Genomic DNA, 11,882 nt, shown 5'->3' with positions numbered 1-11,882 from the left:
GCCATCGCGGCGATGATAGGGGAGCTGCGGGTCCCCCTCCCCGCGAAATCCGTCCTTGCCATGTCCTCCACGACTGTTGCTTCCATCCGTGAAGAAATCGCCAGCGCCCTGACCCACGGGCTCGGCGCCGTGTTCGCGCTGGCCGCCAGCGCCGTACTGATCACCCTGGCCGCCATCTACGGCGACGGCTGGCAGCTTGCCAGCGCCATCGTGTTCGGTATCGCCCTGCTGCTGCTGTACACCGCTTCCACGCTGTACCACGCCATCCAGCACCCTACGGCAAAGGGCCGCCTGAAGGTCTTCGACCACTGCGCGATCTACGTGCTGATTGCCGGTACCTACACGCCATTCACCCTGATCGGCCTGCGCGGGCCATGGGGCTGGGGCCTGTTCACCGCCATCTGGGCCCTGGCCCTGGGCGGCGTGGTGTTCAAGCTGTTCTATACCGGCCGTTTCAAGGCGCTTTCCACCGGCATCTACATCGCCATGGGCTGGCTGGTGATCGTGGCGATCAAGCCGATGTGGGCCTCCATTGACGGCGGCACGCTGGCCTGGCTGTTCGCCGGCGGCCTGTCCTACACGCTGGGCACCTACTTCTACCACCGCGAATCGATCCCCTATTCGCACGCGATCTGGCACCTGTTCGTGATCGGCGGCAGCGTCTGCCACTTCGTCGCGGTGACCATGCAGGTGCTGTAGCGCGGCCGTTCGGCGCCATGTGCACGCCATGCACATGAGCGCTTCGCGCCCCGTCCACCCGGATGGGGCAACCATGGCAGCGTGAATGCTGCCCCTTCCCCTGCTGCGCCGCGCATGTCGCGCTGGCGCCTCCGCCGCCCCGGCCCGCGTGGCCAGCGCTGGCTGGCCGTGCTGGTGTTCCTGCTGGCCGCACTGCTGATCCTCATCGCACTGTGGGACTGGAACTGGTTCAAGGGCCCGGTGGAACGCGCGGTCCAGGCCCGTACCGGCCGCGCCCTGCACATCGGCCATCTGGACGTCGACCTCGGCCGTACCAGCACCATCCGCGCCGATGCGATCACCTTTGCCAATGCCACGTGGTCCAAACAGGCCAACATGGCCAACGCGGATCGCGTGGAAATCGACATCCGGGTCTGGCCGCTGCTGCGCGGCAGCATCCAGTTGCCCGAAGTGCGCCTGACCCGGCCCGACGTCCTGCTGGAAACCTCCCCGCGCAAGGGCGAGCCCGGCAACTGGGATTTCCTGCCGGCCAGCGATGGCAAGAGCTCGCTGCAACTGAAGGGCCTGCGTATCGACGACGGGCGCCTGCAGTTCCTCGATCCGCTGGGCCGCACCGACATCCGTGTCGGCGTGCGCAGTGGCGAACCGAAACAGGCCGACGCCGCCCCGCCCCTGCTGGTGAAAGGCCAGGGCCGCTGGCAGGGCAATCCGTTCACCCTCAGTGGCGGCACTGAATCGCCGCTGCAGCTGACCGACAGCGAGCATCCGTTCCGCATCCACCTGGACGGTCGCGCCGGCGGCACCCACGCCGTGGCAACCGGCACGCTGACCAATCCGTTCGCGCTGCAGGTGTTCGACCTTCAGTTCGCGCTGAATGGCCAGGACCTGGCCGACCTCTACCCGCTGCTCGGCATCGCCATACCGCCCTCGCCGCCGTATGCGCTCGATGGCCGGCTCAAGCGCGACCACAACGTGTGGCGTTACGAAGGGTTCACCGGCAAGGTCGGCGACAGCGACCTGGGCGGCACCCTGCAGTTCGAAGTGGGCCGTGAGCGTCCGCGCCTGACCGCCACCCTGGAATCGCGCCGGCTCGATTTCGACGACCTCGCCGGCTTCGTCGGTGCCCCGCCGAAGACCGGCGGCGGCGAGACCGCCAACGCCGAACAGAAGGCACAGGCTGCCCAGGTTGCCGCCAGCCCGCGCGTGCTGCCCGACACCCCGTACAACCTGGGCAAGCTGCGCGCGATGGATGCCGACGTGCGCTGGAAGGCCCACCGCATCAATGCGCCGTCGCTGCCGCTGGACGACATGGACGCGCACCTGCTGCTGGACGACGGCGTGCTGCGCCTGGATCCGCTCAACTTCGGCGTGGCCGGCGGTGACATCCGCAGCACCATCCGCATGGACGCGCGCCAGCCGCAGATTGCCACGGCCCTGAAGGCCAGCGTGCGCGGCGTGCAGCTGGGCCAGTTGTTCCCGGATGCGAAGCTGGCCGAACAGGCCAAGGGTGGCATCAGCGGCCAGATCGACCTGGCCGGCCGCGGCAACTCCATCGCCGCGATGCTCGGCAGCAGCAGCGGCGATGTCGGCGTGGCAATGGGCCGCGGCCATGTTGGCAACCTGGTGATGGAACTGGCCGGCCTGGACATCACCGAATCGCTGAAATTCCTGTTCACCGGTGACCGGCAGATTCCCCTGCGCTGCGCCTTCGCCGATTTCGGCGTACGCGACGGCCTGATGACCAGCCGCGCACTGGCGGTGGACACCACCGATACCATCATCATCGGCGATGGCACCGTGAGCCTGCGCGACGAGCAGATGGACCTGCTGCTGAAGCCGCGGCCGAAGGACAAGAGCATCCTGGTGCTGCGTTCACCGCTGCGCATCGGCGGCACGTTCAAGGATCCCTCATTCCGCCCGGACTTCAAGGCACTGGGCCTGCGCGGTGCGGTTGCGCTGGCCCTGGGGACGATCGCCCCGCCGGCAGCGCTGCTGGCCACGATCGAAACGGGGCCGGGCAAGGATGCCAACTGCGGTGGGCAGTACGCGAAGTAAAAGCGTTTGTTCGCGGCGCCCTCCGGTTCATGGGATGAGTGGGACGGGTGGGCCAGTCAGGACACGCCGTAAACCCGTCCATGGGGGCTCGATGGCGCCATCCATGGCGCCAACGGTCCTGCCTGGCCCACCCGCCCCACTCCTGACAATTTCCTGTGCGCGCGGAACGAGAGCGGGAATTCAAAGTCAAAAGAAAGAGCAGAATCAAAAGCTGTGCCAACCAAGGTTGGCAGCTACCAGGAGCGGATGATCGGCAGTCAAACGCACCGCGCTCGCGGGAACGTGTCTGGAGGCGGAGGGCATGGCCGTGCAGGACCGTTGGCGCCATGGATGGCGCCATCGAGCCCCCATGGATGGGTTTACGGCGTGTCCTGCACGGCCATGCCCTCCGCCTCCCCACGCATCAGGAAGGCGCTGCTCTTGAGCTCTGGCTCTGGCTCTGGCTTCAGAAAGCGGGCCGGCGGGCTGCAAGCCCGCCAGCGAAAAACTCACCCCGCCACGATGTACTGCTGCAGCTGGTCCAACTCCCGCCGCTGCGCGTCGATCACCGCCTTCACCAGGTCGCCGATCGAAATCACCCCCAGCACCGATCCGCCCTCCACCACCGGCAGGTGACGGATGCGGTAGTCGGTCACCAGCTGCAGGCAGTGCTCCACCTGCTCGCCCGGCGACACCGTCACCACCTTCGCCGTCATGATTTCGGACACCGCCGTATCGCGCGAGGAACGATCGTGCAGCACGATCTTGCGCGCGTAATCGCGCTCGGAAAGGATCCCGACCAGTCGCGGCCCGTCCATCACCAGCACCGCACCAATGCCCTTCTGCGCCATCAGCCGGATCGCATCGATCACCGCCGCGCCGGGCGCGACCGCATGCACTTCAGGGGACTTGCCGTCCAACAGTTGCCGTACCGACGTCATCTGCCTGCCCTCCCAGGGTGGGTTGCAGGCCCGAGTCTGCCACGGAAGGTGCTAGCCACGCGTCAACCAGGTACAGCGGCCGCTGCTTGGACTCCTCGTACAGGCGGCCCAGGTACTCACCGATCAGCCCCAGGGCGATCAGCTGCACGCCGCCGAGGAACAGGATCACCGCCATCATCGTCGGCCAGCCCGCCACACGGTCGCCGTACAGGGCGGCCTTGACGATCACCCACACGCCAAACACGAACGCCGCCGCGGCGGTCGCCAGGCCCAGGTAGGTCGCTGCCCGCAACGGGACGGTGGAAAACCCGGTGATGCCTTCCAGGGCGAAGTTCCACAGGTTCCAGAGGCTGAACTTGCTGTTGCCGGCCAGCCGCGCATGGCGGTGGTAGGGCACGGCCACGCGGCGGAAGCCCACCCAGCTGAAGAGGCCTTTCATGAAGCGATGGCGCTCGCGCATCTCGCGCAGCGCGCTCAGCGCGCGCGCCGAAAGCAGGCGGAAGTCGCCGGTATCGGCGGGAATCGGCGTGCGCGAGAGACGGCCGATCACGCGGTAGAACAGGGCCGCCGTGGTGCGCTTGCTCCAGCTTTCGCCGTCGCGCACCCGGCGCGTGCCGTAGACGTTGTCGTAGCCTTGCTGCCAGTACGCGACGAAGGTCGGCACCAGTTCCGGCGGATCCTGGCCATCGGCATCGAGGATCATCGCCGCCCCTTCGCGCACCTGGTCCAGGCCGGCGGTCAGCGCGGCCTCCTTGCCGAAGTTGCGCGACAGCCGCAATGCCGAGACGCGCGGATCGGGATGGGCCAGGTGTTCGATCACTGCCCAGGTGGCGTCGGTGCTGCCGTCATCGACGTACAGGATGTGGCCGTCGACATCGTCCAGCGCGTCGAGTACCGCGCACAGGCGCGGGTGCAGCTGGGGCAGCGCCAGTTCCTCGTTATGGGCGGCGATGACGAAGGTCAGGCGTTGGCGGCTCATGCCTGGATTGTACGTCGCTGGCGGGCTTGCAGCCGCCGGCCCGCCAACAGCAAGTGCAGAAGCAGGAGCAGCGCCTTCCTGATACTTGCGTGAGTCGGAGGGCATGGCCGTGCAGGACACGCGGTAAATACGTCCATGTAGCTCGTAGGCGCCGTCCATGGCGCCTACGGTCCTGCACGGCCATGCCCTCCGCCTCTGGACACGTTCCCGCGAGCGCGGTGCATTCCAGTGCCGATCACCCGCTTCTGGCAGCTGCCAACCTTGGTTGGCACAGCTTTTGATCCTGCTTCTTCTTTTGATTTTGAATTCCCGCTCTCGTTCCGCGCGCGCAGGAAACTGTCCGGCGGGGGAAGGGCGGCCCAGGCAGGACCGTTGGCGCCATGGATGGCGCCATCGAGCCCCCATGGACGGGTTTACGGCGTGTCCTGCCTGGGCCGCCCTTCCCTCGCAACCCGACAGAAAAACGAGGCGCCGCGAAACGATCAACCGTTACTCCTCCAGATACCCCGCCCCGCCCAGCTGCCGGGCCTGCCGCTGTATCCACGCCGCCCGCCGCTGCACGTACGGCCCCGGCTTGGCCGCGTTGTACCGCCGCGGCGCCGGCAGCACCGCCGCCAGTCGGGCGCTTTCACCCGGTGCCAGCCGCGCCGCGTCCTTGCCCCAGAACGTCCGCGCCGCTGCCTGCGCGCCATACACGCCATCACCGAACTCGGCGATGTTGGCGTACATCTCCAGGATGCGCTCCTTCGGCCAGAACGCCTCGATCAATACCGTGTACCAGACCTCCAGGCCCTTGCGGATCCAGCTGCGGCCCTGCCACAGGAACAGGTTCTTGGCCACCTGCTGGCTGATCGTGCTGGCCCCGCGCAGGCGCCCGCCCTTGGCGTTGTGGTCACGCGCCTTCTCGATGGCCTGCAGGTCGAAACCGTTGTGGTCGGGGAAGCGCTGGTCCTCGGCCGCCACCAGCGAGATCGGCAGGCTCGGGGCCATCTGGTCCAGGTCGCGCCACTGGTAATGCAGCCGGTAGGACCAGTCACCCTCGCCCAGCGCTTCGCCGTAGCGCCACAGCATCACCGTGGACACCGGCGGGTCGATGAAGCGCAGCACCAGCACCTGCAGGCAACTGAAGCCCACGAACAGCACCGGCAGCCACAGCAACCGCTTCCACCGCCAGCGTCGGCGCGCCGGCGTGGTCGCTGCGGCCCCTGCGGCCTCCACCTTGTCCTGCTCTCCCCCTGCCCCCATTACTGGTGCATCCTTCTCATGCCTGGTTGTCGGCGCATTATCCGGCAACCGCCCCTGTTTACGCGCGATGTGAGCCGATGACCGCCCAACCCGATTCCCTGATCCGCTTCCTGCTGCCCGACGCCGGCGTCCGTGGCGTGCACGTGCAACTGCAGGCCACCTGGCAGGAAATCCTGTCCCACGCCGTCTACCCGGACAACGCCGCCGAGCTGCTCGGCGAGGCCTGCGTGGCCTCGGCCCTGTTCACCGGCCACACCAAGGTGGACGGCCGACTGTCCATCCAGCTGCGCAGCAACACCGGCCTGCGTACCCTGTTTGCCGAGTGCACCGCCGCCGGCACCCTGCGCGGCATCGCCCAGCTGGCCGACGGCGCCGATGCGCCGCGCGACCTGTCCAGCCTGGGCAGCGATGCCCTGCTGGCGATCACCATCGAGAACCCGGGCCTGGACCCGCGCGAACCGCAGCGCTACCAGAGCCTGGTGGCACTGACCGCGCCGGCGCTGGATGAGGCCTTCGAGGACTACTTCCGCCAGTCCGAGCAGCTGCCGACCCGTCTGCTGCTGGCCGCCGACCTCAACGGCGCCGTGGGCCTGCTGCTGCAGAAACTCCCCGGCGACGAAGGCGACGACGACGGCTGGGCCCGCGCCAGCGCCCTGTTCGACACCCTGGGCAAGGCCGAACTGCTGGCCACCCCGGCCAAGCAGATGCTGCACCGCCTGTTCCACGAGGAGAAGCCGGAACTGATGGGCAGCAGGCCGCTGGCCTTCGGCTGCTCCTGCTCGCACGAGCGGGTGGCCTCGATGCTGGTCTCGCTGGGTGAGGAAGAGGCCCGCGCGGCCGCCGAAGACACCGGTTCGGTGGACGTGCGCTGCGAATTCTGCGGACGGGAGTATCACTTTCCTTTGACGGAGTTCGGCATACTGTTCCACGGTGCCGAGGGGACTGTACCGGCACCTGAACGACTTCAATGAATGAGCAGGTCTTGTGTTCTGGGGAGGATCAAGGCTTGTTAAGATTTCATAAACACCCTAGGATCGAGTTTCCGCCCCAGCGGGAACTTCCGCTGGTCATCCCTGTCTGAACTGGTCCGATGCGTACCTTCCTGCGTCTACCGCTGGCCCTGCTGATCGCCCTTGGCGCGATCACGGGCGCGCATGCGCAGAGCAAGGACACCCGCACCGTGCTGCCGGTCTGGAACAAGGGCAGCGGCAAGGTCGAGGCCCTGCTGTATCTGGAACCGACCGGTGAACAGGCCGCCGGTGCCCGCTGGCACTTCGGCCGCAACTCGCTGGACGCCGCCTTCGGCCTGTCCTCGGGCGATTCGCTGGGCCTGCTGTGTAACAGCAGCAGCGGCACCAGCATCAGCGGCCTGGCCAGCCAGTGCATGCTGGCCAGCCTCGGCGATGACGATGACGGCATCGGCCCGAACTCCCGTCGCCTGACCGGCACCGCTGCGTTGAACCGGGGCGTCAACCGCCTGGGCATCACCGCCGGTACCAGCCGCGAGACGCTGCCGGCCTGGCTGGCCTCGCCGAACAAGACCCCGTCCCTGCGCGCCGAGCAGAACGACCTGACCGTGTTCGCCCAGCGCAACATCGGCCGCGAAGGCTTCGTCTCCATCGCCGGTACCTACGCCAAGGCGCGGCTGGTGCCGATTTCCGATGCATCGCCGGCGCTGGTCGACCGTTGGGACAGCAAGAGCCTGAGCCTGGGTGCCGGCTACGGCAACTTCACCGGCAGCATCATCGGCCGCGTGGTTGACGTTCCCGGCAAGCCGGGCAAGTGGGAGGGCCTGGGCATCGGCCTGACCTGGCGTACCCCGTGGTCGGGGCAACTGACCGTCGGCGCCGAGAACGTGATCAGCCGCGGCAAGAATCCGTTCTCCCCGCGCAACGAAAGCAACGACGACGGCACCGTGCCGTACGTCCGCTACGAGCAGGACCTGTAAGCGGTCCAAGCGCGTGATACATCGACGGATGGAACAGAGGGCGCCTGGGGGCGCCCTTCTTGTTTCCGCGCGTAACGACGCGGCTGATGCCCGCTCCGCCTGATACATGGCGAAACATCACGACATATATCAACAGAAACTTTTTTCCTGACAAAACGATACTCAGCGCCCGGTTGTGTCTCAGTCATGTACCACAAGTCATTGAATCGAAAAGATTCCGTAGGCCTGAATTGAGGCCTCCGGCGCGCTGTTAACGCAGCTTTAATTTTTCGGAAGCCGCCGTTACTATCGATTCAGCCTCGCGTTTTTTGGAGCGGCCTTTTTCGCCCCGCACGCAGGCAATAACCCAGCCAAGATTTCCTTGGAGAGAGAGAGCCAATGAATTTCAAGTCCAACAAGCTGCGCGATGCGGTTGTCATCGCGCTGGTCGCCGGTTCATCCGTCGCGACCGCCCAGGCCCAGGAGGCCACCTCGGGTGCGACCAACCTGGATCGCATCCAGGTCACCGGTTCGCGCATCCGCTCGGTTGACGTCGAAACCGCCCAGCCGATCTTCACGGTGTCCTCTGAGGACATCAAGAAGTCCGGCCTGGTCAGCGTCGGCGACATCCTGCAGAACCTCACCGTCTCCGGCACCCAGACCTTCAGCAAGGCCGCCGTGCTGACCTCCAACCCGGAACAGGGCGGCCAGTACGTCAACCTGTACAACCTGGGCGAGCAGCGCACCCTGGTGCTGGTCAACGGCAAGCGTTGGACGTCCAGCCTGGCTGGCTTCACCGACATGTCGACCATCCCGGCCTCGCTCATCGAGCGCATCGAAGTGCTGAAGGACGGCGCCTCGGCGATCTACGGCTCCGACGCCATCGCCGGCGTGGTCAACATCATCCTGCGCACCAGCTTCGAAGGCGCGGAAGTCTCGGCCCTGATCGGCCAGAACGGTCGTGGCGACGGCCAGAAGGAAGCCTACTCCTTCACCCTGGGCGCCACCGGTGACCGCTCCTCGATCCTGTTCGGCGCCAGCTACACCAAGGAAGACCCGGTCTTCTCGAAGGACCGTGCGCTGACCCGCACCACCTACGGTCCGGATCACCCGCTGGATGCGCTCAGCGCCACCGGCCCGTGGGGCCGCTTCACGTTCGGTGGCAACACCTACATCCTGAACCACACCGGCTCGTATGACGGCCAGGGCGTGGGCGCTGATTCGCGCGATCTTGCGAACTACCACAACGCCGTGACGGTCGACGACCGTTTCAACTCCACCCAGCAGATGATGCTGGCGCAGGAGACCGAAACGAAGTCGATCTTCACCGCCGGCAGCTTCGAGATCAATGACTACGTGACCTTCAAGTCCACGGTCATGTACTCCGAGCGCAACTCCGAGCGCCAGGTCGCCGGCTACCCGATGAGCGCCAACGCGCAGCCGACCTATCCGGTCTACATCAGCGGCCAAAGCTACTACAACCCGGTCGGCCAGGACATCACCAACTGGTTCCGCCGCACAGTCGAAATCCCGCGCATCTCGCGCAACGACGTGAAGAGCTACCACTTCGATGCCGCCCTGGAAGGCGCGTTTGATGTGGGCACCCACGGCTGGAACTGGGATGCGGGCATCAACTACAACAAGTTCGATGTCACCCAGATCAGCACCGGCAACCTCAACCTGCTGGCACTGGAAAAGGCCCTGGGCCCGTCGTTCCTCAATGCACAGGGCGTGGTCCAGTGCGGTACCGCTGCCAACCCGATCGCGCTGGGCACCAGCCTGTCGGCCGGCCAGTGCACCCCGTTCGACGTGCTGGGCGGCCCGTCGGCCTCCACCGCCGACGCGCTGAAGTACATCAACACGCTCGGCCAGGCAACCCAGCAGAGCGTCAGCAAGCAGTACTTCGCCAACATCACCGGTGGTCTGTTCGACATGCCGGGCGACGCAGGCGAGCTGGCCTTCGCAGCAGGCGTCGAGCACCGTGAAGTGTCCGGTTACGACAACCCGGACCAGCTGTCCAGCGCTGGCTACACCACCGATCTGGCTGCAGGCGCCACGTCCGGCAAGTACAAGACCGACGAGGTGTACCTGGAGCTGATGATCCCGCTGCTGAAGGACGTTCCGTTCGCCAAGGAGCTGTCGTTCGACATCGCGTCGCGCTACTCGGACTACGACCGTTTCGGCGACACCACCAACAGCAAGTTCAGCCTGACCTGGAAGCCGGTTGAAGACCTGCTGGTCCGTGCCACCTACGGCAAGGGCTTCCGTGCCCCGACCCTGGACGACACCTTCGGTGGCGGCTCGCAGACCTTCGATGACCTGACCGATCCGTGCGATGCCCGCTTTGGGCAGCTGGACAACCCGGTTGCTGCTGCCCGCTGCGCCGGCGAAGGCCTGGCACCGACCTTCCGCCAGACCGACAACGCTGGCGTGCCGGTTGCCGCGCGTGAAACCCAGGGCAATGCGCCGTTCCAGGCGGGCGTCGGCAACGCCGACCTCGAGCCGGAATACAGCAAGACCCGTACCGTGGGCCTGGTCTTCAGCCCGCGCTGGGTGCAGGGCCTGGACTTCTCGCTGGACTGGTACAAGATCAGCATCTCCAACGTGATCACTGCGGTCAGCGCGACCTACGTGCTGAACCAGTGCTACAACGGCGTGACCTCGTTCTGTAACTACAGCCGTGATGCCACCACCGGCCAGATCGTGACCCTGAGCCGCGGCAACGCGAACCTGGGCGCCCTGGAAACCGAAGGCTACAACTTCGTCGCCAACTACCGCCTGCCGGAGTTCGCAGCCGGCCAGTTCTCGCTCCGCCTGGACAGCAACTACCTGGTCTCGCTGCGCCAGCAGTCCGACAACGGCGCACCGTGGGATGAATACGCCGGCTACTGGAACTCGCCGCGCGTGCGCGCCACCTTCGGCGTCAACTGGGCCAAGGGCGACCTGTCGGCCAGCTGGAACCTGCGCTACTACGGCGGCTACCGCGACTTCTGCTACGACGATGACTCGTGCAACGACCCGGATTACCGCACCCCGAACAACGGTTGGGGCGGTGGCGTGGGCGCCAACAAGAAGGGCTCGATCAGCTACCAGGACGTTTCTGTGACCTGGGCTGCCCCCTGGAATGGTTCGGTCACCGTTGGTGCCCGCAACATCTGGAACAAGCAGCCGCCGATTACCTACTCGTTGACCAACAACAGCTCGTCGTCGATCGACCCGATGCTGGACTACGACCGTTACCTGTTCATGCAGTACACCCAGCGCTTCTGATCAAGGCCGGGCAAGCGTAGTAAAACACCAGGACGGGGCCCTTCGGGGCCCCGTTTCTGTTGGGGCGCCCCGGCCACGCAGGACACGTGGCAGAAACGACAGGCACGAAAAAGGCCGCAGCGGAACTGCGGCCTCGTGCAGATACCCGGCGCGGCCGACTCAGCCGTTCGGGATCAGCGTCTCGATCAGGTGCTCGACGTAGGCCTCGAAATCCTCGCGTGCCTGCTTGGGCTGCTGCAGCTGCAGCGACAGCTGCAGGAAGCCGACGTAGGCCGCGTAGGCCAGGCGCGCGCGGTGGCGTGCATCGGTCGAACTGAGCCCGGCCTGGCGGAACGAGGCCACCAGGTAATCCAGGCGGCGCTGCGAAACGCGATCAATCACCGGACGCACCATCGGGTGGTCCAGCGCCTTCAGCAGCTCGCTGTAGATGATGTGCGGCTGCACTTCGTGGGCCACCATCTGGAACAGCTGGCGCAGGCGCGCGCGCGGATCGGGGACATCTTCCAGGCTGCCGAACACCTGCTCCTGTTCGAACAGTTCCCAGCGTTCCAGCGCGGCCTGCAGCAGCGCATCGCGCGAGGGGAAGTGCCAGTAGAAGCTGCCCTTGGTCACGCCCAGGCGGCGCGCCAGCGGCTCCACCGCGACGGCGCCCACACCTTGTTCAGCGATCAGGTCGAGGGCCGCCTGTGCCCAGTCTTCGGCACTGAGGCGGCTGTTGCGGCCGGCACGCGGTTCGCCGGCAGAAGCGTCAGGTTGATTCATGGGGTGATTTAACCATACGGCGGGG

General features: G+C 66.3%; 9 protein-coding genes. 5 read left to right on the top strand and 4 right to left on the bottom strand.

The annotated features are described in order from the left end of the window. The first annotated feature begins 60 nt into the window (after positions 1-60). Both C1926_RS01140 and C1926_RS01135 read left to right on the top strand, forming a co-directional pair. Complete coding sequence (locus tag C1926_RS01140) at positions 61-699, top strand: hemolysin III family protein (protein ID WP_079222824.1); 639 nt, start codon at positions 61-63, stop codon at positions 697-699. 114 nt (positions 700-813) lie between these two features. Further along, positions 814-2,754: an AsmA family protein gene (locus C1926_RS01135; protein WP_174214113.1), complete on the top strand. Its 1,941-nt coding sequence runs from the start codon at positions 814-816 to the stop codon at positions 2,752-2,754. 488 nt (positions 2,755-3,242) lie between these two features. On the opposite strand, the gene C1926_RS01130 is transcribed toward C1926_RS01135, so the two are convergent. From C1926_RS01130 to mtgA, 3 genes are all read right to left on the bottom strand, one after another. Further along, positions 3,243-3,674, bottom strand: coding sequence for a CBS domain-containing protein (locus C1926_RS01130; protein WP_079222826.1), 432 nt, complete (start codon positions 3,672-3,674; stop codon positions 3,243-3,245). Beyond that, on the bottom strand, positions 3,634-4,653 hold the full coding sequence (locus C1926_RS01125) for a glycosyltransferase family 2 protein (RefSeq protein WP_108757992.1): 1,020 nt from the start codon (positions 4,651-4,653) through the stop codon (positions 3,634-3,636). Before C1926_RS01125 ends, C1926_RS01130 begins: the two co-directional genes overlap by 41 nt. Before the next feature lie 489 nt (positions 4,654-5,142). After that, positions 5,143-5,898, bottom strand: a complete 756-nt coding sequence (gene mtgA, locus C1926_RS01120; protein ID WP_108757991.1) for a monofunctional biosynthetic peptidoglycan transglycosylase — start codon at positions 5,896-5,898, stop codon at positions 5,143-5,145. Between the two features lie 77 nt (positions 5,899-5,975). On the opposite strand from mtgA, the gene C1926_RS01115 reads away from it, so the two are divergent. The 3 genes from C1926_RS01115 to C1926_RS01105 all read left to right on the top strand — a co-directional run bounded on the left by C1926_RS01115 (position 5,976) and on the right by C1926_RS01105 (position 11,095). Next, positions 5,976-6,869, top strand: a complete 894-nt coding sequence (locus C1926_RS01115; protein ID WP_108757990.1) for an Hsp33 family molecular chaperone HslO — start codon at positions 5,976-5,978, stop codon at positions 6,867-6,869. Positions 6,870-6,988: 119 nt separating this feature from the next. Continuing rightward, on the top strand, positions 6,989-7,846 hold the full coding sequence (locus tag C1926_RS01110) for a hypothetical protein (protein WP_079222830.1): 858 nt from the start codon (positions 6,989-6,991) through the stop codon (positions 7,844-7,846). Between the two features lie 378 nt (positions 7,847-8,224). After that, a complete protein-coding gene (locus tag C1926_RS01105) occupies positions 8,225-11,095 on the top strand; it encodes a TonB-dependent receptor (RefSeq protein WP_108757989.1) in 2,871 nt (956 codons plus the stop codon). A gap of 159 nt (positions 11,096-11,254) precedes the next feature. On the opposite strand, the gene C1926_RS01100 is transcribed toward C1926_RS01105, so the two are convergent. Further along, positions 11,255-11,857: a TetR/AcrR family transcriptional regulator gene (locus C1926_RS01100; RefSeq protein WP_079222832.1), complete on the bottom strand. Its 603-nt coding sequence runs from the start codon at positions 11,855-11,857 to the stop codon at positions 11,255-11,257. Positions 11,858-11,882: the final 25 nt, after the last annotated feature.

The organism is Stenotrophomonas sp. ZAC14A_NAIMI4_1, assembly GCF_003086915.1.
In the GTDB taxonomy this organism is placed as follows: domain Bacteria; phylum Pseudomonadota; class Gammaproteobacteria; order Xanthomonadales; family Xanthomonadaceae; genus Stenotrophomonas.
The sequence above is the reverse complement of the archived record's forward strand: the minus strand, read 5'-3'. Positions and strand labels throughout refer to the sequence as shown.